Raw genomic sequence first — 25,384 nt, forward strand, 5'->3', positions numbered from 1 at the left:
CTGCACGAGCCTTCGGGCATCCGCCCGCGAAAAGGCCCGCCAGGGGCATCTCGCAGGCAGCCCTTCAGATCGCTAGCGGGGTCAAGCGAAAAAGCCCCTTCCGCACGGAAATCAGCTCAACTCCCCTTTGAAATCGGGCTTGCGTTTTTCCAGGAACGCCTTCATGCCTTCGCTGCCATCCGGGCTCGCCATGCAGAGCGCAAAGGCATCGGCCTCGAGGTAGCAGCCTGTCCGCAGGTCCACGTCGAGCCCGCGGTCGATGCAGTGCTTGATCCCGCGCATGGACACCTTGCCCTTGGACGCGATCAGTTTGGCGGTCTTCATAGTCTCTTCCCATAAGGCATCCGCCGGAAAGACCTTGTTGGCCAGCCCGATCTGCCGGGCCTCTTCGGCGCCGATCACGTTGCCTGTCATGCAGAGTTCCTTCGCCATGGCCTTTCCGACCAGCCGCGCGAGCCGCTGGGTGCCGCCGAAGCCCGGGATGATCCCCAGGTTGCTTTCCGGCTGTCCGAACTTCGCCTTCTCCGAAGCATAGATGAAATCACAGGCCATCGCGAACTCGGTTCCGCCGCCCAGCGCAAATCCGTTGACGCATGCGATGACCGGGATGGGCAGCTTTTCGATCCGGAGCAGCAGGTCCTGCCCTTCGCGGGAGAATTTCCGCCCCTCGAGCGGCGAGAGGTTCGCCATGTGGGCAATGTCCGCGCCGGCGATGAAGGACTTCTCCCCCTCGCCCGTGAACACCAGGACCTTCACCGCGCGGTTGGCCTCGATCTCGTCCAGGGCCGCGCTGACCTCTGCCAGCACCGCCGGGTTGATCGCGTTCAGGGCCTTCGGCCGGTTGAATTTGATCACTGCGACATTTTCCTGAACCTCGAAGATGATGTTTGCGTATGCCATCGTGAACTCCTTGAATGAGAATCGTTTCTATCCGGAAATGGCCTCTCTTGCCAATCCCGGCGTCAATCCGCGCGTTTGCCCGTGCGGCGACCTGCAGGCCGCCTCCGCACAAGCGCTCGATTTTCCTGATAACGGCAAAAAATGCTCATTCCCGGATTGAAAACCCGGTCGTCCTCAACATACCATTCCCGGGGATACATCCAGTTCCTGCCTTTGCCGGCCCCGCCGCCGTTTCCGGACACGCGGGGCCTCGATCCATCTGCCAGCCGCAAAGCAGATTATGCCCGCTCGATCACCATCGCCATGCCCTGACCGCCGCCGATGCAGAGCGAGGCAAGCCCGAGGTCGCACCCCTCGCGGAGCATCCGGTGGATCAGGGTCAGGACGATCCGCGCGCCGCTGCAGCCGATCGGGTGTCCGATCGAGATACCGCTGCCGAGCGGGTTGGTCTTTTCCGGGTCGCAGCCGAGTTCGCGCAGGCAGGCAATCGCCTGGACCGCAAAGGCCTCGTTCAGTTCGATCGCACCGAAATCACCCATGGAGAGCTTTTCCTTCGCGAGGAGCTTCCGGACCGCGGGGATCGGCCCGAGACCCATGTAAGCCGGATCGATCGCCGCCGAGGCGTAGGCCTTGATCCGGGCCATGGGCTTCAACCCCATCTCCTTGGCCTTTTCGGCCGACATCAGCAGCATCGCCGCAGCCGCGTCGTTGATCCCGGAGGCGTTCCCAGCCGTGACCGCCCCATCCTTTTTGAAGGCCGGACGGAGTTTGGCCATCTTCTCGACGCTCGTATCCATGGGGCGCTCGTCGGTGTCGAAGAACAGCGGGTCGCCCTTGCGCTGCGGGATCGGCACGGGCACGATCTCATCCTTGAAGAGGCCGTCGACGATGGCCTTACGGGCCCGCTGGTGGCTGAGGGCCCCCAATTCGTCCTGCTCCTGGCGGCTGATGCCGTACTTCACCCCGATATTTTCGGCGGTGATGCCCATGTGGTAGCCATAGAAGATCTCGAAAAGCCCGTCGAAGACCATCAGGTCCACGAGCTGCGTGTTGTTCATCCGGACGCCCCAGCGGGCAGCGGGCATCGCGTAGGGGATGAGGCTCATGTTTTCCATGCCGCCGGCGAGCATGATATCCGCCTCGCCGTGGCGGATTGCCTGAGCCGCCAGGGCCAGCGCCTTCATGCCCGAGGCGCAGACCTTGTTGATCGTGAAGGCGGGCGTCTCCTTCGAGATGCCGGCGGCGATGGTCGCCTGCCGCGCTACGTTCTGGCCCTGCCCCGCGCCGACCACGTTGCCCATCACCACTTCGTCGACCGATACGGGCTGAAGGCCCTGGTCGTAGTCATACGACTTGTTTTCCAGCTCGATCCTGCCCGTGCCCTTGAGCGGATCCGGTGCAACCTGGAGAACGCTCTCGGAGGCCTCCGGCCGCAGGCCGGCCCGCTTGAGGGTCTCTTTCAGAACCAGGGCGCCCATCTGCACCACCGGGGTATCCTTCAACGTGCCGCCGAATGAACCTACGGGCGTTCTGGCGCCGGAAACAATCACTACATCTCGCATGTCTTTCTCTCCTTCTCTCTTTTATGAAATAATCCGCGTTTTCATTACAGAAGCGGTTTTTCGGGCCGATCCCGCGGACCGGACGCCGGTGATTTCCTCCTGCGGCGACCGGAGCATCTCCTCCACACAACCCTGGCAGCGGACGGGCAAAGCTAAAAATCCGGCTTCCGAGGCTGGAGGATCATGTTGATCGAAGACCGCGCCCGAATCGGGTGCGAAAAACCCCTGAAAAGCACTATCCCCCGGACAGATGCAGCCGCGGCGGACACATCCGATCCGCCAAAGCCAGGCCGGCCGCAAACCCAGCCGGAAATCAGGGTTCGTTGTAGACAACCAGGGTTACGGCCTCACCACCCCCCAGACAGAGCGAGGCTTGGCCGATCTCCGTCCCCCGGTCCTTCATGGCGTAGATAAGGGTCGTCAGGACCCGCGCGCCGCTGGCGCCGATCGGGTGGCCCAAAGCCACAGCCCCACCGTGGACGTTCACCCGGGCCGGATCGATGCCCAGCTCCCGGTTGATGGCGACCGACGAAGAGCTGAAGGCCTCGTTGATCTCATGCACCCCTACGTCGGACACCTTGAGGCCGTCCTTGGCGAGCACCTTGGGGATCGACAGGATGGGAGCCACCAGCACGTATTTCATGTCGATGCCGGCGGCGCCCTGTGCGCCGACGCGGACCAACGGGCGGCAACCCAGGGCCTGCGCCTTTTCCCGGGACATCACCACCAACGCCGAGGCCCCGTCGCTGATCTTCGAGGCGTTTCCGGCGGTCACGGCACCGTCCTTCTTGAAGGCGGGGCGGAGGGAGGCCAGGGCCTCCGCACCGGTGCGCGGCTTGCGCAGCGGGATCTCGTCGGTGTCGAAGCGGACGGTTTCACCCTTGCGGCCCGCGATCTCCACGGGCACGATCTCATCACGGAATTTTCCAGCCTCGATGGCCGCCCAGGCCTTTCGATAGGATTCGAGGGCAAAAGCGTCCATGTCGGAGCGGCTTACGCCGTATTTCTCGGCGACAAGCTCCGCGCTCACCCCCATGTGGAAATCGTTCACGTGGTCCCAGAGGCCGTCGCAGACCATCCCGTCGATCACCTGGGCATTGTTCATGCGGTAACCCGTCCGCGCCTTGTCGAGCAGATAAGGGCAGAGGTTCATGTTCTCCATCCCGCCGGCCGCCACGATCTCCGCATCGCCGCACTGGATCGCCTGGGCCGCCAGCATGACCGCCTTCAGACCCGAGCCGCACACCTTATTGACGGTGATCGCACCGACCTCCCAGGGGAAGCCGGCCTTGACCATCGCTTGACGGCCCGGGTTCTGGCCGAGCCCGTGGGGAAGCACATTGCCCATGATCACTTCGTCCACGTCCGTGGCGGCGATCCCGGCCCGCTTTACCGCCTCCGCGAGGACCAGGGCACCAAGATCCGTCGCAACGCTGTTCTTCAGGGAGCCCGCAAAATCCCCGATGGCCGTCCGGCAGGCACTGACGATGACCACATCCCGCATGACCGTTTCCCCTTTCCGCCTGTTGCGCCCGCCCGAAAAACGGGCGTGTGAAATGGTTTCACATTAAGTTTTCGCATCTTTATATATAGGTAACACGTTTCAAGTCAAGCAGGTTTCCATCCGCAAACCGCCTTTTTCGGCTCCCGGGCGGGCCCGGGCATGGACAGGCCCGCAATTTTTCTTGACCATTGCGCAAACAACAGGTAATTCAAAATCCTTAACTTTTCGAACCAGAAAGGAACCCTTCATGAACCCCATCGCACAGGAACTGAACGAGATCATCCGCGGGGCGAACCCGCACGTTTTCGACATGCTGAGCCAGGTCGGCCGAAACCTCTTCTTCCCGAAAGGCATCCTGGCGCAGAGCGCCGAGGCCAAGCAGAAGGCCTATCGCTTCAACGCCACTATCGGCATGGCGACCGAAAAGGGCGAGACCATGTACCTGCCTTCGGTCATGGCCTCGATCTCCGGTCTGACCGCCGAACAGGCGCTTACCTACGCCCCCTCGTTCGGGCTTCCCAAACTCCGCCAGGTGTGGCAGGAAGGGCTCTTCGCCAAGAACCCCTCCTTGCAGGGCCAGACCATCAGCCTCCCCATCGTCACCAACGCGATCACCCACGGCCTCAGCGTGATCGCCGACATGTGGGCCGACCCGGGCGACGTCCTGATCCTGCCCGACAAGATGTGGGGCAACTACAATATGATCTTCGGCGTTCGCAGGGGCGCGGAGGTGGTGAACTACACACTTTTCGACGAGTCGGGCGCGTTCAACCTGGAGGCCTTCGAGGCCTGCGTCCAAAAGGAGGCGGCCTCGCGGAAAAAGCTCATCGTCATCCTGAACTTCCCCAACAACCCGACCGGCTACACCGTGGGCGCCGCGGAGGCCGACCGGATCGGGGAGATCCTCACGGCCGTCGCCGAGGCCGGGACCAATGTCCTCGCCCTCACGGACGACGCCTACTTCGGCCTCTTCTACGACGAAACCGCCTCCAAGGAATCGGTCTTCACCCGCCTGGTCGACCGTCACCCGCGGCTTCTGGCCGTCAAACTCGACGGCGCCACCAAGGAAAACTTCGTCTGGGGCCTTCGCGTCGGCTTCATCACCTATGGGGGGTTGTTCCTCAAAAACGAAAAGGCCGCCTGCGACGCCCTGGAGCGGAAAACGGCGGGGGATGTCCGGGGCTCCATCTCGAACGCGTCGCGTCTGAGCCAGGAGATCGTGCTGAAAGCGCTTCTTTCGCCCGATTATCCGATCGAAAAGGAGCAGAAGTTCCAGATCCTGGCGGGGCGGGCCCGCGAGGTCAAACGCGTGCTCCAGGATCCGAAATACCAGGATGCCTGGGACGTCTACCCGTTCAACTCCGGATACTTCATGTGCCTCAAACTGAAGACGGCGGATGCGGAGCAGCTGCGGGTGCACCTTCTGGATCATTATGGTGTAGGGCTCATCGCCCTCGGAAAGACCGATCTGCGCGTCGCGTTTTCGTGCCTCGAAGAGGGGGATGTGCAGGCCCTTTTCGACGCGGTGCTCAGCGGCATACGCGATCTGGAAAAGTAGCCGGCGGCGCACGGTGCACTGTGCATCGGCGCGCGCGAGGATAAGGATCCTTGGCTGAATTCGATTTCTGGCTGATGCTCGGCCGTTCGACCCTGATCATCCGGATCGATCTGGCGATTCTGCTCGTGATGTCGCTGATCAGCTGGGCCATCATCCTGATGAAGTCCATCCAGTTTCGCCGCGCCGATAAGGCCGCCGCAGCCGACCTGCGCTGGCCCGGCGACATCCGGGATGTGCACGGGCATGTCAAGAAGACGGGGCGCCACAAGGACGCCCCGTCAGCCCTCCTCGCCCTGGAGGTCTTCAGCGAATTCAAGCGCCTGCGCGCTATGCAGAACCACTCCGCCGACAACGCCCAACTCATCATGGAAAGCATCCGCCAAACCACCCGGGACGAGATCGCGGCGCAGACCGACAGGCTCTTCAGCACCCTTCCCTTCCTCGCCACCTGCGCCAACGCCGCACCGCTCCTGGGCCTTTTCGGCACGGTCTGGGGGATTATGCACTCCTTTCAAAGCTTCGAAGGGCTCACCCAGAAAACGCTCGCCGCGGTGGCGCCGGGCATGGCCGAAGCACTCGTCACCACGGCCCTCGGCCTGATCGTGGCGATCCCCGCCACCCTGGCGCACAACTTCCTCCTCGGCAAGTTGAGCGCCATCGAAAACAAACTGAACCGCCTCGGCGCGAGATTCGTCCGGCAGATCGAGGCGACGGTCATGAAGGAAGGGCCTCACGCAGGCAACGCGCCAACAACGGATGCCCGCGCCTGACACGGGTGCGTAACCGTCTATCGGACTCTCACTTTCCCCTTGAAAACAAACCACCCAGGTCGACGGCGGTCCAGTCCTGAAACCCCGGCACCTTCACCCAAAGCATCCGCTCGGCGGGAACCGCGACGACTTGATAGACCGTCTGGATCGCGTCGCCCGCCGGCCAGGTCGCCCCGCCATGATCGATCGGCGTATCGAGGATCTCCATCATCGCGGCAACCGTCATCTTCCCTTTATGGTTTTCGGCCAGGGAAAGGAGATTCTCCCTGCGCTCCCTGCTCTTGAAGCCGGCGGTGTCCTGAAGTTCGATCCCCCAGTCGGGGTGCACGAAGTGATTCGTCGCCACAAGCAGGCCGTCGGCCTTGCCTTCGCGCCTCTTGATATCGAAAGGGAGCCATTCGTAGGCATAAGCCGCATCGCGGTCGGCGGCATCGATGATGAACGTGAAGTTCGAGCGGGTCGAATTGAGGGCGGCGTCCAGGTGCGCCATGTTCGAACAGTCCAGAAGAAACGCCAGCAGATGGACAACGGCCGGGACCCGGTTCGAGTAGGAAAGGGACCCTCCGGAGGGGAACCCGTTGTTGAGTTCGAGGAAAAGCCCCTCCGCATTCATGCCGGTCGTGGCATAGATCACGCCGGCAAAGGTGGCGATGGCCGTCGGGATGCCGTCCTCCCCGTTGAAGACAGTGACCGTGAGGAAGCGCGCAAAGGGGCGGTAACGGCCAAACCAGTCGTAATTCCGGCCGAAGACGAGAGGGCCGCCCGCCGTGTAATCGTTCCATGCGGCGATGCCCGAGCAGCCGGGAAGCATCCCGTAAAGCTCGAGGGCATTGAGCAGGATGTGCTTTTCGAGCGGAAGCCCGGAGGTTTCCGCCATGCCCTCGAAAAAGGTCTTGAAACGATGGGGATAGAATGCGAAGAGCCATTGGGCCGCGTGCCTCATCGCCTCCGGCGCCAGTCCCTTTTCTCGGATGAAGTACCCCTCGATGGCCTCCTGGTAGAGACGCGCCAGTTCATCACGCAGGAGATGGCCGTACTGCCGCCCCATCTGCTTATAGTTCCCGCGCAGATCGAGGACGTTCAGTTTGCCGCACCGATAAAGCTTCCCGCTTTCAAACGTCGCAGCGGGCTCCTGAAAGGGCCCATCCTTCTGCGCGGCGCTTCCCCCGCAGGGATGCAGGGACAGGAACATCACGATCGCCAGCGAAGCAAGGTGTCTCGAAACTATCGCGTGCATCTTTTCCTCTTTTCGGATTGGAACGCCGCCTTTGATGAACAATCATTTACGGATGGCGAAAACCGAGCGATTTATATAATATGATCCCTGTCAAAAGACAAGGGGATGCCGGCATCCGGCCGATGTAGCGCCTCCTTCTCCGACTTTACAGAGAGAGGCCCGAAGATAGAGAGTATCCATCCGGAAATGATTCCCCGGAGCAACCCAGTTTCCATACGGAAATGGTCTTTTTTGCCAATCTCGGCGTCAATCTGCACGTTTGCTTGTGCGGCGACCACCAGGTCGCCTCCGCACAAACGCTTGATTTCCTTGATATTGGCAAACCGGGACCCGCCGCGAAGCGGTGGGACTGAGCACCCGAAGGGTGTGAAGAAAAAATCCTCATTTCCGGATTGGAAACTAGAGAATCACAGGGCGGCGTGTTGGTTGGTTCACAGGGATGGCGGTCTGCCGGCAGAACCGCCCCTGATGGATACCGATCCCAAGTGTTCGCTCTGCATCCCCCATCGCTCATCGGGACTACACCCCCAGGAGAAAGCCATGCACTACGATCCTCAAAAAGGCGACCACGGCTTGGCCTTCAATCCATTCAAATCCTGCGTCGTCCCCCGGCCCATCGGATGGATCTCGACCCGCAGCAGGGGCAATGTGGACAACCTCGCCCCTTACAGCCAGTTTCAAAACCTCACCTTCGACCCCCCTTATGTGATGTTCGCTGCAAACCAGAACACGCTCGGAAAACGGAAAGACTCCGTCGTCAACATCGAGGAGACCGGAGAATTCGTCTACAACATGGCCACCTACGATCTGCGGGAAGCCGTCAATCTCTCGGCGGCGGAGGTCCCCCCCGAAGTGGACGAGTTCGAGATGACCGGGCTCACCAAGGCGCCCTCCGTTCGGGTCAAGCCCTTCCGGGTGGCGGAATCCCCCGTCCAGTTCGAATGCGTGCACCACCAGACCCTTCGACTGCCCGGCAGCGGAACGATCGGCACCGTCGATGTCGTCATCGGCAGGGTGGTGATGGTGCATATCCGGGACGACGCGATCACCTCGGATGGAAAGCTCGACATCCTCAAGATCCGCCCTCTTGCGCGCCTTGGCTATTATGACTACACCACCGTGGACTCCCTCTTCGAAATGGTCATTCCGGGGGAAAACGAATTGCTGCTGAAAGGCCTGGAAGGGAAGCCCGGTGGGGAATGATGCACGGTCTGCACCTTCCCGGCAGAGGCTCCAAGCTCAATAACGCCGGCTGATACAGGCGGCACACATCGCAAGAACACCGGAAGACACCACACCCCGCAGCACAGGCGCGAATTCTAAACTCAGCAGATGGTTTTTTGAAATACTTCGCGATTACTTTGTCATCGTTCGCGAAGCGGATCCATGGGATGGCGGCCGAAAGATTCGCCAAGGAATTGAATCGGCTCTAAGGAGAAGCTGATATGGCAGGGAAAATGCTTCTGGCGGCGATTGGCTGCGGCCGGTTGCCGGGTATACTCGAGATTGCGAACCGGCACGGCCTTGTCGTGTTCGGGGCGATCGGGGATGACGTCGTTGCTGCTCTCGCTCAGAGCGTCGACGGTGCAGCGGCGCCGGCTCCGTCGGTGTATTTCTATGAAACCGGATGAACCATCCCGCGCCGGGTGGTTGCCGTCGGCAACCTCGACAAGATCTGGTCGACAGTCCCGGAGGATACTGCCGAGGGTGACCTGAAAAAGGCCTTCCGCGGTCATTTCGGGGCAGAATGGGCCGAGGTCCTCGACGGCGCCGACCAATCCTTCGGCTACCATGCATCCAATAACGTCTATTTCGCCGTAAGCGAGGTACGTCTGGTCGAGGAACTGACTCTGGAGCGACTCCTGGAAGAAAAGGGGTCTCCCCGGCCCCCCGATATCATCGTAAGTTGATGATTCCACATTCCGGAACGTCCTAGCAGAGACTCCTCCGCAACGGATTTCTTCAACAGGGTAAAGACCTGTGAAAGCGGGGCCTGGGGCGAATGCGCCGCTCCCTCTTATGGGGCGGGGGGAAAGTGCAGGATGAAGACGGTCCCTCCGGAGTTGAAGCAGTCCTCCGGGGAGTCGCAGTAGGCGCAGTCGCTGATGCGGCTGGGGCAGACGTCATCCTCTTTGGGGAGGAAGCGGCAGCGCGTGGAATCCATATCGATCCGGAAGTGGTAGCGTTCGGAGAAGATCTTCATGCGCAGAAGGTCGGCGCCCTTGCCGCCTGCATTGAAGTCGAAGGGCCGCTTGGACGAGTACGCCAGGGTATCACGGGTGGTGAAAAACCCCTCGAAGATCCGCCGCTGGTGATCAGCGGTGATCCCGACCCCATAGTCCCTGACGCGCAGGAGGGCGCCGGCGCCCTCTTTCTTGACCGCAATCTCGATCTTCCCCTCGTTGGGGGTATTCTCGACGGCATTCTTCACGAGCCCGTCAAAGATCTTCTGGATGGCCTCGACGGGGATCAGGATCGGGGGGACGGGCTCCACGTCCAGGGATATATCTACTTCCCTCGAGGGGAATTCAGCCCGAAGCACGGGCAGCCGCTCACTCACGAAATCGTGCAGCAGGACCTTGCGGGCCACCATCTCACGGGGCGAGAAGAGATCCTCGATGCGCCGCCGCACCCGGGCGATGCCCTGCACCTCGCCGACCATCTCCGCCAGCAGCGTCTCCAGTTCGTCCGTACACTGTTCCACCAACAGATTCATCATGGCGTAGATCTCGTGCGACCGGCCCTGCATGATGTCGTCGACCTCGTCCTCGATCTCGGTGATCCGGTCGAGGTTCCGGCGCGCGCGCGCCATCGTGGTCTTCCAGTTCTGCTCCGGCAGGTCCTCGAGCCTCCGTTCGAGGACGTTCAGAGACCCTGAAAGGACGGAGATCGGGGTCTTGAGCTCATGGCTGAGATGATTGATGACCTTGTCCTTCGCACGGTTGAGGCTGCTGACCTCCCGGTACGCGCGCTTCAGCTCCTCTGAAAACCGCGCGTTTTCGATCGAGAGGACGACGGTGCCAGCGATCATGCTCAGGAGGGATTCGTCTGTCTCATCGAAGGTCCCCTCGATCTTGTTGATCGCACAGAGCGATCCGATAATGCGGTCGAAGCTGCGGAGGGGCACCAGCACCAGGTTGCGGGTGTGATAGCCTAGCTTTTTGTCCCGCTCCTGATGGAGGGCGGGATCGGTCGACGTGTCGGTGACAATCATCGGCTCCCCGGTCTGGATGACCTTCCCCGCCACCAACTGATCCATCCCCCAGCGGATCTCCTTCACGCGGCGCTCGGTGGCCGTGTCGTCGTAGGCGCCGCCGAGGGCGTAAAGCTCCTTTTTCTCCTCGTCGTGCAGGATGATGAGCGCCCCTTCGCTCCCGAGAAGGTGCCGCACCTCCTCGCTGATATAGTCCAACAGCTCCTCGAGGTCCGGGTACTCGGGCAGGGCGATGCTGATGCGGTGCAGGATCTCGTTGTTGCGCGTCATCCGTTTTTCGTTGGTGATATCGCGGAGGATCACCAATTCCCCGGCCGGCTCGCCCTCGTCGTCCAGGAACACCACCCCGCGCATGACGACATCGAGGGTACGCCCGTCCCGGGTGCGGCGCTTGGTTTCGTGGCGCAGGACCAGCCGCGTGCGGATCAGCTCCTGGAGTTTTTCGCTGGTCTCCTTCTCGAGCCCTTCCGGGACGTAGGGGATGCGCTGTCCCTTCAGCTCCTGAAAGGTCCAGCCGAAGGTCTCGGTAAATGCGGCATTGGCATAGGTGACCTTGCCTTCGAGCGAAAAGGCCACCATGGGGTAGGGCACAAAATCCAGCAGCGTCCGGTAGCGCCGCTCCGAATTGCGGACGACCTCCTCCGCCCGCTTCCGGTCGGTCATGTCCTGCAGGGTCTCCACAGCCCCGATCACCTCGCCATGCTGGCCATACAGAGGCGCCGCCGTAAAAAAGAGCCAGCGGCCCTTCTGCCCAAGGGCCTGAAAAAAACCCTCCGCCTCGTAGGCGCCCTCGATGACGCTCGAACGGTGGCACCGCGTGCCGTAAAGGCGCACGATCTCCTGCTCGGGCGCCTGATCGACGATGAAATCCGCGAGCACCGGCCGCTCCTCCAAGTAGAAGGCGGACCACTGGCGGCTCGTCCCGAGGATATCCTCCGCGTTCACCCCGGTCAGACTCTCGCAGGCACGGTTGTAATGCGTAACATAGTGGCCTTTGTCAATCACGAAGGTAGGGATGGGGCTGCCCTGGATGATTTGCGAGAGAAGCTGTTCGCTGTCGCGAAGCGCGTTTTCCGCCTCCGTGCGCCTCGCGGCCTCCATTTCCAGTGTCTTGACCCGTTCGAGAAGCTGCTCATGGGTGGAGTTCTCAGCCATGTGATTTTCTCCTACCGTCATGGGAACACGAAGATCCGTCCGTCCCCGTTCATGCATGGGCATTGAAGACCAAAAATAAAGGTATTTGCACTTGAGGTGTGTTTTTCCTTTTTACACCATCATGCACCGGCAAGGCAATCACCTTCCTGGCTTCGTCATAAACCAGCACGCATCCGACGGGAACCCGCCGGTCTTTGGGCCAGCACCGCCCCCGTAGACCGTGCCTTATAAAGGGGGCACGGATGCCTTGTAGATCGGGCGCTATCGTTGCGCACTGATGCCCTTTACGGGGTACATTCAAAGACAAAGTGTTTTTGGCCAACCTCAGGTCAAGATTTTATCGCTTATAAATATTTATAACAACTCAACCTTCTTCGCTTCGACCTTCCAAAAGCAACATTTTTACCCTAATTTTCCTCCATCCGGCACACATCTTGATTTCAGCCCATGCATAAAAACTTGCAGCATCGAGGAGAACCGGGACCCTACAAGCGCAGGATTGCGGTCAGCCATCTTGCAGCCCAGGCCCTTGAATGATCGTCCTCCAATCAGCCTAGTTTCCATCCGGAAATGGTCTTTTTGGCCAATCTCGGCGTCAATCTGCACGTTTGCTTGTGCGGCGACCTGCAGGTCGCCTCCGCACAAACGCTTGATTTCCTTGATATTGGCCAAATATCCTCATTTCCGGATTGGAAACTGGGTTGTGCTGGATAAAGCATTTCCGGATGGATACGACCTGGACATCGACCCCATTCAGACGATCGCCAGGCGATATCATTAAAAGCGACTACGCAGCGGACCCGTAAAAGCGATCCCTAACCGACCGCATGGGCCCTAAACCTTGAACCTCTAACCGGACTCGCCCCCCGTGCCATGAAGGCCACAGAGTCTGAAAGCAGGCACCCCGTTTCCCTGGCGCCTGCGGCCTTCCCGAGGGGGTTGGATCGTGAACCGGCTGTTCGACCGCGGTGCGGGTCTCCGCCCGATTGCGTGGGTGTTGGGATGGATGCTGATGGTGACAACGATTCCGGGGATTGAAACGGGATACTGCAAAACCACCACGGGCGGCGATGCCCGGCTGGTTGAAGCCGGATGCGAAGCAGGACGGCTCGCAGCCGCTTCCGGCGCCTTGGCCAACCCGCTCCGGCAAAGCCTCCAGGCATCCGAACAAGTGCTCGAAGCAAGCTCAAAATCCCCGAAACCCACTCCCGAACCATCGGAGCCCCCTCCGGAGGATCCTCAGCGGAGCAGCCCGGCCGAACCCATGCCCTCGGATCAGGATACGAGTGGCACGCTCGGCGTCCTGCTCCCGGGAAGCCCCTCTTTCGGGGGGTCGGCCGCCTGCGCCATCCCGATCCTCGTTCCGCCCGGGAGATGCGCCGTCTCGCCCGAACTCGCCCTCACCTATGACAGCTCCCGCACAAACGGCTGGGTCGGCGTCGGGTGGTCGTTCGACCTCGGCGCCATCCAGCGTTCGACCAGACACGGTCTGGATTACGCAGCCGATGACTTCGTCGCCACGATCAAGGGGGCCGCCTCCGAACTGGTTCGAAGGCCCGAATGGGGCCAGGGGTACTACGGCGAGCGGATCGAGGGGGCCTTCTCGAAATATTACCGCAACCCCTCTTCCGGAGGCTGGGAGATCCTCTCGCGGGAGGGGCTGAGGTACTTCTACGGATCGAGCGCCGCCTCCAGGCAGGAAGGCCCCTTTGGCATCTTCAAGTGGTGCCTCGACCGGGTCGAAGACCCGAACGGGAACTTCCTGACGGTGACCTACCGCAAGGACCAGGGGGAGATCTATCCCCTTCGGGTCGACTACACCGGGAACGGCAGTCTCGCCCCATCGAACCGGGTCGAGTTCACGACGGAAGACCGCCCGGACAAGACCCTTTCCTATCCGGGGCATGACAAGGCCGTAACGGCTCAGCGCTTGAAGAGCATCGCCGTCTACGCCGGCAGCCAGCTGGCCCGGCGCTACGTCCTCGCCTACGAGCAGGGCCGCGCCAGCGGCCGCTCCCGGCTCCTTTCCATCACCCAGTACGGCACCGACGGCAAGACGGCGCTCCCCCCGGCCGCCTTCGGCTGGCAGGAAGGCGGCACCGGCTGGGATGAGGGCAGGAGCCTGAACGATTTCGGGTTTGCGGCCTATCCCCACACCGGCCTTTATATGGGCTGGGAATACGGCGTCCACATCGACTTTTACGACCGCTACCCGGTCATGACGGGGGATTTCAACGGAGATGGCCGGACCGATATCGGCCGGCTGACCTGCACCGGGGCGATCTTCTATGTACGTACGCCGGAGGGAGGCTGGAAGAAGATCCAGGAGATCGTCGACGACCGGATCGGAAACTGCACCCTGATCGAAGGCGCCCAGTGGCCCGTGATCACCGGGGATTTCAACGGGGATGGCCGGACCGACTTCGGCCGGGTCCATGACGGCGGGGTCCGGATCTATTTCGCCTCAGCCGGCGATGGCTGGCGGCGGATGCCCGATCTGGCCGATTTCGGGGCGGGGGCCTATCCCTGCTGGTCCTGCTATCCGACCTTCACCGGGGATTTCGACGGCGACGGCAAGACCGACATCGCCCGGGCGGGAGGCAGCGGGATCAGCGTCTACCGCTCGAAGGGAGACGGACAGTGGGCCCCCTTCGCCTCGATCGAGGGGGATCTCAGCACCGGACAGGGCTACACCGACACGAGCCTCTACCCGATGGTCATCGGGGATTTCAACGGGGACGGGCGCACCGACATCGGACGGGTCCATTCCTCGGGGATGCGGGTCTACTTCTCGGATCCTGCGACGGGATGGCGCCGGATGCCGGACGTCTCCGAGTTCGGGCGCAATGTGGGATACGTGAACGCCGGTCAGTACCCGGTCTTCGTCGGCGATTTCAACGGGGATGGCAAGAGCGATGTCGGCCGCGTGCACACCCGCGGGGTCGGGGTTCTGCTTTCCAAAGGCAACGGGCAATGGGAGCGCGTAGCAGATATCGACGGCGACCTCGGTCTCGACCAGGGCTACACCGGCACAGGGACCCATCCGATGGTCTTAGGGGATTTCAACGGGGATGGAGGTATCGATATCGGCCGGGCCGGGGACCAGCAGATCCGCTCTTACCGCTTCGACGGCGCCAAGGGCTGGGTCGCCCTCGAACCCCTCGTCCGGTTCACCAAGGCCCAGGGCTATACCAGCACGATGAAATTCCCGATCCTCACCGGGGATTTCGACGGGGACGGCAAAACGGACATCGGCCGCATCGGTAAGCAGCAGACAGACGTCTCTCTGTCCAAAGGCCCCTTCCCCGACCTTCTGGCCGAGATGAAAGGCAACCTCGGCGGGGGCGCCGCGATCACCTACGCGCCCTCCTCCCGCTACGCCAACATCCTCCTCCCCTTCAGGGTCTATACGGTGTCCAGCATCACGAGCGACGACGGGCTCGGGAATCAGTCGACGACCCGCTACACCTATGCCGGGGGGTATTTCGATGCCGCCGAACGGGAGTTTCGCGGCTTCGGCTATGTCCGGAGGCAAGACCCGGACGGCAGCACGCACGATACCTGGTACCATCAAGACCGGTACCTGAAAGGCCGCCCCTACTGCCAGGTCCACCGCGGACCCGATGACGGACCCATCCTGGCCGAGGAGCATTACACCTGGGAAAAGGCCTTTCTGGATCAGGGCGAAACAACCGCCCATGTGCGCCTGTCCTGGAAGCAGACCTGCTCCTACGACTACGAAAGCGGCAAGACCCATGAAGTCTCCACCGAGCAAGGGCATTCCTACGACAAGACAAACGGCCATCTCGTCTGCACCTGGCAAAGGGCAACCAACGCCCCTACCCTGGCCCGGATGTGGACCTACCAGAACCTCGGCGGGTGGCTCTGGCGCCTCACGGAGGAAACCCTCCTCGAAGGACGGGCGGCAGGAAAGGAGTACGAGTGGATCCCCGCCCGGAGGAAACGCTGCGGATACGGCGCCACGGGCAACCGCCTCTGGGAGGAGGCCTGGCTTGACGGGGGAAAGAGCCCCCGCACCAGCTTTGGCTATGACATGTACGGGAACCTGACCCAAGTGACCGACCCCTTGGGCCGCAGCACGCGCACCACTTACGACACCGACACCTGCTCCTACCCCGTCAAGGTCACCTATCCCCGGACGGGAACCATCGATCATGTGATCGAGAAGGGCTACGATCCCCGCTTCGGCTCCCTTTTGTGGGAAAAGGACGAAAACGGCCGCGTCCTCCAGTATGCCTACGACCCGCTCGGACGCCTCGTCCAAACCGCCTATCCGGACGGAGGGGTCACCTGGTCGAGCTACGGCTTCGAAAGCCTTCCCCGATATACCGCCACGGCCCGCCTTCAAGACAGCGAAGGGAACGTGCAGGCCGAATATGTCTATGTCGATGGTCTCGGCCGCCCCATCCAGACCATCGGCTTCGGTGAAGAAGGAAAGCCTGTCATCGCCTACCGCCATTACGATGCGATGGGCCGGGAGGATCTGACGGCCGGCCCCTACTTCCTCGAGGACGGCAAGCCGCCCGCCCGCTACCCCTATCGGCAGACGGTCTACGACGAGCGCGGGCGCCCGCTCTGGGTCATCGGCCCGGACGGCGAACACGGTCAAATAGCCACTGCCTATACCTATCAGGGCCTTTCCACAAGCGTGTGGGGGCCCGACGGCACAGGGAAAACCATCGTCAAAGACACGCTCGGCCGCGTCCTCCAGGTCATCGAACAGGCCGAGAGCGGCTGTCTGTATACGCGCTACACCTACAACGCGGCCGGCGACCTGCTGAAGGTCATCGATCACGAGGGCAACCAGACGCAGATCGTCTACGACACCCTGGGCCGAAAAACCACCATGCGCGACCCTGATATGGGTGCGTGGCGATACGCCTATGACCCGAACGGAAACCTCGCCGCCCAGACCGACGCCCGCGGGCTGACGACCCGCTTCGGCTACGACGCCCTCAACCGGCTGGTCCTCAAGGCCTATTCGAACGGGGAGCCGTCGATCACCTTTACCTATGACGACACCTCCATCCCGAACGGCCGCGGGAGGCTGCGAAAAGCGGCCCGGGGGCCTCTCAGCACCCTTTACGAAGCCTATGATCCTCTCGGGCGGGTGCTGGCCGTCACCACCGACCTCGGGGAGCAGCAAGGCACCACCCGTTACACCTACGACATCGCCGGCCGGCTCCGCACCCTGACCTATCCGGACGCCTACCGGGTCGACTACACCTATCACAAGGGCACGAGCCTTCTGGCGGCCGTCAGCGGCTCCGACGGCCGGGAATTCGCCCGGTTCACCGATTATACCGCCGCCGGCCAGATCGGCCGCACCGCTTACGGCAACCGGACCGCCACCACCCGCTCCTATGACCCCTCCTCGATGCGCCTGACCGCGATCCTCACCACCGATCCGAGCGGGATGCCCTCGAAGGATATCCAGCACAAGACCTATCGGTACACGAAGGGCGGGAACCTCTCCGAGATCCTCGACAGCGTCCAGGACGTCACCTTAACCTACACCTACGACCGCCTCGACCGGCTGACCGCGGAAACTCCCTCCACGGCCTCCCTCCCTCCGTTCTCGTTCTCCTATGGGCCCACCGGGAACCTCCTCACCCGGCGCTGCGGGGATGTCACCTTCCGCTATGCCTACGATTCGGTCCGTCCCCACGCGGTCTCATCCCTTCAGGTCGAGCAAAGCGCTGCGGGAGGCGGCAGAATCCTTTCCCGGAACCCCTTTCAATACGACCCGAACGGCAACCTCCTCAACGGCCCTGATCTCACCGACCCCCTCGCCCCCGCGGAGAGGCAGATCACCTGGAACGCGGACAACCAGCCCGTGCAGATCGTTCATAAACGCCCGTCCGGGACCCTCACCACCCAGTTTGTCTACGGGCCGGAAGGTCGACGGGTGAAGAAGACCGTCCAGGGGACCCCCGACACCTGGTATATGGGCGAGCACTTCGAGATCCGCGCCGGCATCCAGACGCGATACATCTTTGCCGGCGCCGCCAGAATCGCCCGCATGGACTCCGGCGGCCTCCTCTTCTTTCACCAGGATCATCTGGGCGGCACCACGGCCCTCACCAATGCCAACGGCCAGGTGGTCGAGCGCGCCGACTACGCCCCCTTCGGCGCCGAACGGAAAGCATCCCGAAGCCAGATCGCCGACCACCGCTACACCGGCCAGGAGCACGACATCGAAACCGGCCTCTACAACTACAACGCCCGCCTCTATGATCCCAGCATCGGGCGCTTCATCTCCCCGGATTCCATCGTGCCCGATCCAATGGATCCCCAGACGTTGAACCGATACAGCTATTGCCGCAATAACCCGCTCATGTATGTGGATCCGAGCGGACATTTTCCCCATTTCATTGTCGGCGCCCTCATCGGGACCATCGTCGCCGGGATACAGTCAGATTGGGATTTTGGATCGATGCTGGCCGGTGCCTTTATCGGCGGCATCTCGACCGGGGTCTACGCGAGTGCACAAGGGGCAGCCTCCGCCGCCCTGGAGGGCGTGATCAAGCAAGCGGCTCTTCGCGGCGCCGCCGCAGGCGCCGTCGGAGGCCTCGCCTCCGGAGCGACCGCAGGCTGGCTTTCCGCTGAAATGACCGGCGGCGACCCATTGGACATAATTCTCTCAGGTGCCGGCATCGGCATCCTGAGCGGAGGGCTCTTCGGTGGGATCAATGGCCACTATGGTTCCAGATGGACCATGAGCCGGGTTGCACTTCACACTTTGGCTGGCGGAGCTGTAGCAAATCTTACCGGTCTTGACTTCAAAGAAGGAACGCTTCTTAGCCTGGCTGCAGCATCCGCTGCATACACATACAATAAACTCGTTCGCTATGGAGTAACCTGGGAAAAAGGCGGAAAAGCGCAGCCGAAAACTCCCAACACTATGCCATTTGAAGGCGCTAACAACGTCGGACACGCAACTACGGAACCTGGAGCTACATTCTTGAGTGAGGGAGGACCTTTATCGGAAACTGTAAACCGAGTTCCAGGCATCAATGCAGTAGCGGGTTTACACGATGTCTTCCAAATCGGCGCTCAGATCTGGGGCGGACCAGACATGCGAAATACAATATGTTGGCCAGGCATGCTTCCCGCAGCAGCTTTTACGAGTATTGCTTTGATGACAGATCACAATTCTATTATAGCTTATAATAGCATAGCAAGGATAGATAATGACTGATGCAATAAACAATCATAAAATAATGCGAAATTCCACCCATTTATTAACAACTATTTCCATCATAATTTCGCTACTCGGTTGCTCAATATCCATGATGCCGATAAAAGACTATGCAGATATTGCTGTGGGAGATTCCATATATAAATTGATGTCCATTCCACGTGTATATGGTGATCCAAAAACATGGAGGAAATATGTGAATTCAAATGGTAATTGTGTCTTTGCAGAACCGGTTTGGCGCAATTGTGAAATACATTGGGAAGTTGACAATCACGGTACTATTATAGGGTACAAATTAGTAGGATCAGAATGTAAATAAAGTAGCAATTCAAAAATGCACATTGCAATTGATATTCATTATCAACTTCAATGTCATTGACTCAAGATAGCTTTTATTATGTGTTTACTTGTAAATATCAACGTTTATTATTTTATGCCAACAGCAGAAATTGGACTGCATGTTAATTTTGAAAAAGGCGGCATATATTTACAGAGAAATTTGATGCAAATGCTGCGTTTGTCACAGAAGGTGATTTTCATAATTTGTTCCAAACTTATCAAATTTTACAAAAAATTTTTTCATTTTCACGAATTTTTTCACCGCCACCTTTTGTCTGAAAAATATTTTTCTTGCAATCATAACCCCCCCTTCAGCGCCGTTATACTTTTCCTCATGAATTTCCTCCGTTGCGACTTGCAAAAAGAACTTGACGGATTCTTTCAACTTTTTCTATCCTCCAATCGCTCCGAAAGAAAGTTTAAGCCTGGCGCGTACTGTCTAGCCAAGCGCAAAATTTCTTTCGAGGCTTTCGTTGATTTGAATGAGAAACTGCTTTCTTTCTTCTATCAGTCCTTCCCTATTCGGTCCTGGATGGGATTTCGTCTGCTGGCGATTGACAGATCTGCCATGCGCGTCCCTGACGACAATGAGACGAAAGAATTCTTCGGTGTTTGGAATCCCGCCAGAAATCGGAAAACCTGCCCTTTGGCCAAGGCTCCGTTGCTCTATGACAGGAGTTTCAGAGTTTGAAGTTGAAGTAAGTTCCAATATCCTGTAATTACAATACAATTTAGTCTCGGAGTTGTAGAACCTAACCGTCAGCTATTGTTTATACCCAAAGGCGGCCAGCACTTTGGCCTGGATCTCATTGAGTTCCTCAATCTGGACAGATGGTGCTTTTCTGCCCTGATGCCAAGTGAGAACACAGTTGAGGGCTGTCATCTCTTCCATGATGGTCTTGGCGCTCTCTGGTCCGCCCAGCTTGAGTTCAAGCAGGCGAAGGGAGGAAAACGCGATATAAGGTGTATGAATTCGCTTGAAACCAACATTGGCAATCTACTAGCTACATTTAATCTTTTTACATCTACACCTTTTGTATTAAGCGACAATTGCAATGCGGTAATGCCGTTTATATTACAAAATAAATAAAAATATAATAAATTTATCATTGCATTAGAAGCACATAAAATTATAATATGCAAAAAATATTTATATATATGTTAATCGCATTATCAATAAATTGCAGCACAACACTGCAATTCAAAAAAGAAATGTTTATTACACGGAGAAATAATGATATCGGAAAATATGTTTACAATATTCCATTACCTGATCCCATTCAAATAATAAAAATTAATGAATATCAAAGCAAATACATATATGAATATAAAGAGACAAAATGCCAATGGTTTTATATTATCAGAAACGATACAAAGGAAATTATGTCATGGGATTATATAAGCGATCCAGATCTGTGTTATCATGAACTAACTATCCGCCAGTAAATTACTATGAGCAAGGACGCTCAATTAGCCCTTTATAAAAACTTAACAAATATCCACAATAGATTCATATGCATCTTAGAATATAAGCAATAAACTCTCCCATAAAACAATTAAAGCAGTACAATTTATTTTAAATGATTTATTACAACCTGCAATTTTCAATTTGACATATTAATAAGCTAAATCCACACATTTATTAAAACTGTCATGTCGGCATTATTTGAAATATATCATGCGAAATCCAACAATGATAAAGAATAAGATAAAATATATAAGAAAAATTTTCTTCTTCACTACTATATCGCTCATATTTATGTCATGCTTTTCAATCGAGCAAAAAAAGGAATCGTTTATACATGAGATGAACTACTTTATAGGAAAATCAGTTGATAATATACCAGTACCTAAACCTATCAGTATTCATCATATCAATGATAAATATGTTAAACATATATATGAGTACAAAGATACCGGCTGTCAATGGTTCATGATAATAGATAATGAAAGCAGAAACATAACGCAATGGGGTTATATAAGCCATCCTGATTTATGCTATCATACATTTTCATTATACTAAAAAATTTATACATAATAAAACAAAATACTTATTTTATATTTTCAATAAAAAATTTCTAAATATGTATTTTCCTATTTTAAAAAAATTGATTCCACATCATTTGTGGCGTCAGGGATGAGCCCCGCTGAACAGCGAAACGCTTTGATTTCCGGGATAATACAAAACCCAAATAGTGTGCTCCCAGCATTTCAAAGGACGCTGTTGCTCACATCGCCTTGAATGGGTCACACCTCCACCCAAGGGAATTGTGAGAACAAGGCGTCAGTTATGCCAGGAAGTCAGCCCATAGAAAGCGAGAACATCGGCAAAATCTTTTTGTCTTTTGTCGACAGTCGCTCAGTACACTACAACGGAGTCCTGCAGGGGCAATACCAGCACCTGAGTTCAAGATTTGACTGACCGACCGGAAATTGATCAGGGCGCGTGCGCGCGCGCCCTGATCTAAGCTTTCGGAATTTCAAACATTCGCCGCGATTCGACCTCTTCCAGAAACGCATCGATCACTTGAAGGTATCGTTCGGTCTCCTCCAGGTGCGCCTCGTGGGCGCTTTGCTCGAAAATGACCCATTTGGAGCCGGGAATCCCCTGATGGACCGTCTCCATAACCGCGGGAGTGGCTTCGTCGTAGCGCCCCGAGATCAATAGCGTAGGCAGCGCGATTTCATTCAGGCGGCCGCTGACGTCCCAATCTTTGAGGTTCCCGGTCACGTGGAATTCGCTGTCGCCCCACATGGTGAGGTAAACCACCGGGTTCCGCATGAGTTTTTCCAGAGCGCGATCGAGGCATTCGGGCCATGGATCCAGTCGGCAGACGTGGCGGCGGTAGAAGCCCATCATGGCTTCGATATAGGACGGGTCATCCGTCGTCCCGGCTTCTTCGTGCCGGGAGAGAGTCTCCTGGGTCTCGGCCGGCAGCTCCTCCCGCAAGCGTTTGGCCTCCGTGGCCCATTGACGGGAGGAGGCCGGCGCACTGGCAAGGACGAGGCTACACAGACCACGCGGCTGGCGCAGCGCATACTGCATCGTCAGCATGCCGCCCCATGATTGCCCCAAGAGGTGAATGTCCTCGAGCTGAAGGGCTTTTCGAACGGCGTCGATCTCTTCGAGGAAGCGCTCCATCCGCCACAACGACAGATCATCCGGCACGTCTGAATTCCCGCATCCCAACTGATCGTAGAAGACCACCTGACGCCCCCCGGCAGCCAAGGCCTCCAGAGGCTCCAGGTAATCATGGGGCACTCCGGGCCCTCCGTGAAGACAAAGCAGCGGGACTTTGCCGGGCGTTTCTGCGCGGCCGACGATCCGATACCAGACCTTAACGTCTTGTAGCAGAACATAGCCTTCTTCCACAGGTATATCCACCATCATGCCTTTCTCCCCTTGAAATCCTAACAGCCTGCTAGAAGGTCCCTTAGGTACAGGCCGTCTCTTCTCACAGCGCACTTCACGCTATCGGACCTATGAACGGCGCTGAACGCGCGTATACCAGGTTCGAATGCCTGCAGCCGTATGTTTACCGACAACGGAACGATGAATCGATGCCGCATCCTGTCGTCGGCAGCAGCCCCTCCCAAAAACGACGTTCCATTCACCCCTTGAACTGCAGAATGCGCCGGCTGTATTCATTTTTGAGGTTGTCGAGGTAACTTGCGTCGATCGCCCCTTTCCAGTTGACCGTCTCCAAAAACCGCTTGGGTATGTCGATCCGATGCGGCTCGTAGCCGGTCGCCAGTCGGATATTCCATCGCAGCCTCTGGACGGACGCCGCGACGGTGTCGATGTCCCGGGCGAGTCTGTCGTAGCCCAATGACTCCAGGCATTCCGTCAACAGCTCCGGCTGGTAGACCTTGCGGGCAAACAAACAGGCCGCCATACTGGTCAACAGCACACGGCTCCGCTCATCTTCGACAAGGAAGTCAACGGCGTTCGCAACATTCTTCTCCTGGGTTTTTTGATCATACGTGTAACCGCCGGTGTCCAGATGCGAATGCCGAAACCCAAGGGCCTGGTCTGTCAGAAAAACCTCCCCTGTAGCGTAGCCGGCCATTTCCTACCCGAGCACACAGGCATAATCTCCGCCGCCGTAAGTCCTCACCGCGTGCATGATGCCATCGGACAGCAGGCGGTAGAACGGGTTCGTCCCGCGGCCCATATGATGCGCAGCCTGTTTATACGCTCCGGCATCCCCGAATCTGAGGCCGACCAGGGTATCTTCCTGGGATAGGATCCCCTCGGCGAAGGCCTCCGTAGCCCAGGCCAGTGCTACCCCGGTCGACATCACGTCCAGACCCGCCCGTTCAACGGCGTCGATAAGGCCCAACACATCGAAAGCGCTGTTGACCCCAAGCATGGCGCCGACAGCGAAAATAGGTTCGTGATCGTATGGAACCTGAAGGAAAAAATATCGGTTATCCTTCATAAACTGCTCACGCACGTAGCCCAGGTGGATACAGCCGATCGGGCAGCCGGCGCAGGCTTGATTTCGCAGCAGGGTCTCCTCGGCAAACCTTTCTCCGGTAATGCCGCTGACCTCCGTATCGAAGGTCTTCTGGAGATTACGGATCGGCAAGGCCTTCAACTCGTTCAGAACCCCGATATTTTCCGGTGTTCCCAGATTGTGATACTTCTTCATCATGTCCGTGGACGTCAACTGTCTGTAAACCCGCTGGTACAGCTTCGAATATCCTTTATGGTCAGACAGCTGACCGATTCCGTCCCCGTGAATGAAGATGCCCTTGAGATTCTTGGCACCCAGGACCGCCCCGGCGCCCAACCGCCCGAAGTGACGGTAACTATCCACATTGATGCAGGCGGTGGCAGCCAGACGTTCCCCTGCCGGGCCGATCCGCAGGATGCTCCGGTGCCCGGCCCCGGGAAAGATGCGCCGAAAGATCTTGCCCGTACTCGAAACGTCCATCCCTTGCATGAAGGCAACGTTTCGGATCTCCAGTCGCTTCGATCCGAGCGCCAGGCAGGATAGCGCCTTGGCCCTGCCAGTCACGACGAGGGCATCGAGGTCGGCGAAACGCAGTGCCAGCGCCGAACGCCCCCCGGCGTGGCTCTCTGCGAATTGATCGTGATAGGGGGATTTGAAAGCGCAGACCGTTTTACTCATGAGGGGAAAGAAGCCGGTCAGTGGACCAATCGCCAGAATAAACGGCTGCTCCGGGTCATCCCAAGGGCGATTCACCCGGCTGAATCTTTCGAAGACGACGGCAGCCAAGCCGCTGCCCCCCGCATGGCTATCCCGCCCTTCCACCTTCTCGATCCGCCCTTTTCCGGTTTCAAGATCGACCAGCAGAACGCGAAAGTAATCTCGAATCATACGGATTCCCTCTGTCGACCATCTCCAGACAATCATGCGGGCAGTAGTTTACGCATTGACCGCAATGCAAACAGACAAAAGGCTCGCCGCTTCGATCCAGGAAGATGGCATCGACCGGACAGGTCTCAACGCATGCCCCACAGCGGATGCACAGGTTCATCCTCACGATGACGCCTCCGCCTTTTCGCTGGCTGTAAGCCCCTGTCGGACAGGCTTCTGCGCAGGGGGCAAGATTGCAGGCCATGCAAAGGCGAGCCTCGAAACCGGTCGACAGCCCTCCCGAGGAAAGGATGACAATGCCTGCAGTATCCCCGGAGAGGCGTTTGTGCACCAGGCGCGCACAGGCGAGCGAACACGAATGGCAGCCGATGCAGCGTTCCATCCGTGGAGCGCTCAGGATTTTCATGGTTCACCCTCTCTGACAGCAATGAAGGAGGAAAACATCACAAAACGAAGCGAAGCCGCTTCAGTGAACTCATTTCAACCAGAAAAACAGAAACCGCATGTCCTGTAAAATCCGACCCTAGAGACGCATACTTTTCACAGAAGCCCCTTCTTGAACAAACCGTCTGTAG

Annotated in this window: 21 protein-coding genes; 11 read left to right on the forward strand and 10 right to left on the reverse strand. The window is 58.3% G+C overall.

Annotated features, from left to right (window positions below; all coding sequences use genetic code 11):
• Positions 1-111 precede the first annotated feature (111 nt).
• Complete coding sequence (locus tag ACZ500_RS12640; protein ID WP_464232831.1) at positions 112-900, reverse strand: enoyl-CoA hydratase-related protein; 789 nt, start codon at positions 898-900, stop codon at positions 112-114.
• A 37-nt stretch (positions 901-937) separates the two neighbouring features.
• Between ACZ500_RS12640 and ACZ500_RS12645 the strand changes: the two genes are divergently transcribed.
• Positions 938-1,060, forward strand: a complete 123-nt coding sequence (locus ACZ500_RS12645) for a hypothetical protein (RefSeq protein WP_464232832.1) — start codon at positions 938-940, stop codon at positions 1,058-1,060.
• Positions 1,061-1,178: 118 nt separating this feature from the next.
• On the opposite strand, the gene ACZ500_RS12650 is transcribed toward ACZ500_RS12645, so the two are convergent.
• Positions 1,179-2,462, reverse strand: coding sequence for an acetyl-CoA C-acetyltransferase (locus tag ACZ500_RS12650; RefSeq protein WP_464232833.1), 1,284 nt, complete (start codon positions 2,460-2,462; stop codon positions 1,179-1,181).
• Between the two features lie 313 nt (positions 2,463-2,775).
• A complete protein-coding gene (locus ACZ500_RS12655; RefSeq protein WP_464232834.1) occupies positions 2,776-3,966 on the reverse strand; it encodes an acetyl-CoA C-acetyltransferase in 1,191 nt (396 codons plus the stop codon).
• 247 nt (positions 3,967-4,213) lie between these two features.
• Between ACZ500_RS12655 and ACZ500_RS12660 the strand changes: the two genes are divergently transcribed.
• Both ACZ500_RS12660 and ACZ500_RS12665 read left to right on the forward strand, forming a co-directional pair.
• A complete protein-coding gene (locus ACZ500_RS12660) occupies positions 4,214-5,524 on the forward strand; it encodes an aminotransferase class I/II-fold pyridoxal phosphate-dependent enzyme (protein WP_464232835.1) in 1,311 nt (436 codons plus the stop codon).
• 50 nt (positions 5,525-5,574) lie between these two features.
• The gene (locus ACZ500_RS12665; protein ID WP_464232836.1) at positions 5,575-6,294 is read left to right on the forward strand and encodes a MotA/TolQ/ExbB proton channel family protein; all 720 of its coding nucleotides are present in this window, start codon (positions 5,575-5,577) and stop codon (positions 6,292-6,294) included.
• Positions 6,295-6,322: 28 nt separating this feature from the next.
• On the opposite strand, the gene ACZ500_RS12670 is transcribed toward ACZ500_RS12665, so the two are convergent.
• Positions 6,323-7,531: a C45 family autoproteolytic acyltransferase/hydolase gene (locus ACZ500_RS12670; protein ID WP_464232837.1), complete on the reverse strand. Its 1,209-nt coding sequence runs from the start codon at positions 7,529-7,531 to the stop codon at positions 6,323-6,325.
• A 221-nt stretch (positions 7,532-7,752) separates the two neighbouring features.
• Here ACZ500_RS12670 and ACZ500_RS12675 point away from each other — a divergent pair, with 221 nt between their 5' ends.
• The 4 genes from ACZ500_RS12675 to ACZ500_RS12690 all read left to right on the forward strand — a co-directional run bounded on the left by ACZ500_RS12675 (position 7,753) and on the right by ACZ500_RS12690 (position 9,441).
• Positions 7,753-7,884, forward strand: coding sequence for a hypothetical protein (locus ACZ500_RS12675; protein ID WP_464232838.1), 132 nt, complete (start codon positions 7,753-7,755; stop codon positions 7,882-7,884).
• A 187-nt stretch (positions 7,885-8,071) separates the two neighbouring features.
• A complete protein-coding gene (locus ACZ500_RS12680) occupies positions 8,072-8,734 on the forward strand; it encodes a flavin reductase family protein (protein WP_464232839.1) in 663 nt (220 codons plus the stop codon).
• A 242-nt stretch (positions 8,735-8,976) separates the two neighbouring features.
• Entirely contained in the window at positions 8,977-9,162 is a 186-nt protein-coding gene (locus ACZ500_RS12685) for a hypothetical protein (protein ID WP_464232840.1), read from the forward strand.
• A 15-nt stretch (positions 9,163-9,177) separates the two neighbouring features.
• On the forward strand, positions 9,178-9,441 hold the full coding sequence (locus ACZ500_RS12690; protein ID WP_464232841.1) for a hypothetical protein: 264 nt from the start codon (positions 9,178-9,180) through the stop codon (positions 9,439-9,441).
• Between the two features lie 107 nt (positions 9,442-9,548).
• Here ACZ500_RS12690 and ACZ500_RS12695 read toward each other — a convergent pair whose 3' ends face one another.
• Entirely contained in the window at positions 9,549-11,900 is a 2,352-nt protein-coding gene (locus ACZ500_RS12695) for a PAS domain S-box protein (RefSeq protein WP_464232842.1), read from the reverse strand.
• Positions 11,901-12,470: 570 nt separating this feature from the next.
• Between ACZ500_RS12695 and ACZ500_RS12700 the strand changes: the two genes are divergently transcribed.
• Positions 12,471-12,614: a hypothetical protein gene (locus tag ACZ500_RS12700; RefSeq protein WP_464232843.1), complete on the forward strand. Its 144-nt coding sequence runs from the start codon at positions 12,471-12,473 to the stop codon at positions 12,612-12,614.
• Between the two features lie 232 nt (positions 12,615-12,846).
• A complete protein-coding gene (locus ACZ500_RS12705; RefSeq protein WP_464232844.1) occupies positions 12,847-19,122 on the forward strand; it encodes an FG-GAP-like repeat-containing protein in 6,276 nt (2,091 codons plus the stop codon).
• Between the two features lie 520 nt (positions 19,123-19,642).
• Here the strand turns inward: ACZ500_RS12705 and ACZ500_RS12710 are convergent.
• Entirely contained in the window at positions 19,643-19,822 is a 180-nt protein-coding gene (locus ACZ500_RS12710; RefSeq protein WP_464232845.1) for a hypothetical protein, read from the reverse strand.
• On the opposite strand from ACZ500_RS12710, the gene ACZ500_RS12715 reads away from it, so the two are divergent.
• A complete protein-coding gene (locus ACZ500_RS12715; protein ID WP_464232846.1) occupies positions 19,817-20,152 on the forward strand; it encodes a hypothetical protein in 336 nt (111 codons plus the stop codon). The two genes, ACZ500_RS12710 and ACZ500_RS12715, sit on opposite strands and share 6 nt — an antisense overlap.
• A 75-nt stretch (positions 20,153-20,227) precedes the next feature.
• Positions 20,228-20,551: a hypothetical protein gene (locus ACZ500_RS12720; protein WP_464232847.1), complete on the forward strand. Its 324-nt coding sequence runs from the start codon at positions 20,228-20,230 to the stop codon at positions 20,549-20,551.
• Positions 20,552-21,925: 1,374 nt separating this feature from the next.
• On the opposite strand, the gene ACZ500_RS12725 is transcribed toward ACZ500_RS12720, so the two are convergent.
• The 4 genes from ACZ500_RS12725 to ACZ500_RS12740 all read right to left on the reverse strand — a co-directional run bounded on the left by ACZ500_RS12725 (position 21,926) and on the right by ACZ500_RS12740 (position 25,215).
• The gene (locus tag ACZ500_RS12725) at positions 21,926-22,852 is read right to left on the reverse strand and encodes a proline iminopeptidase-family hydrolase (protein WP_464232848.1); all 927 of its coding nucleotides are present in this window, start codon (positions 22,850-22,852) and stop codon (positions 21,926-21,928) included.
• 220 nt (positions 22,853-23,072) lie between these two features.
• Positions 23,073-23,531, reverse strand: coding sequence for a hypothetical protein (locus ACZ500_RS12730; RefSeq protein ID WP_464232849.1), 459 nt, complete (start codon positions 23,529-23,531; stop codon positions 23,073-23,075).
• A gap of 3 nt (positions 23,532-23,534) precedes the next feature.
• On the reverse strand, positions 23,535-24,809 hold the full coding sequence (locus tag ACZ500_RS12735; RefSeq protein WP_464232850.1) for an aldehyde ferredoxin oxidoreductase N-terminal domain-containing protein: 1,275 nt from the start codon (positions 24,807-24,809) through the stop codon (positions 23,535-23,537).
• Entirely contained in the window at positions 24,769-25,215 is a 447-nt protein-coding gene (locus ACZ500_RS12740) for a 4Fe-4S binding protein (RefSeq protein WP_464232851.1), read from the reverse strand. The genes ACZ500_RS12735 and ACZ500_RS12740 overlap by 41 nt, the downstream gene beginning before the upstream one ends.
• Between the last annotated feature and the right edge of the window lie 169 nt (positions 25,216-25,384).

Source organism: Desulfatiglans parachlorophenolica, from assembly GCF_055394735.1.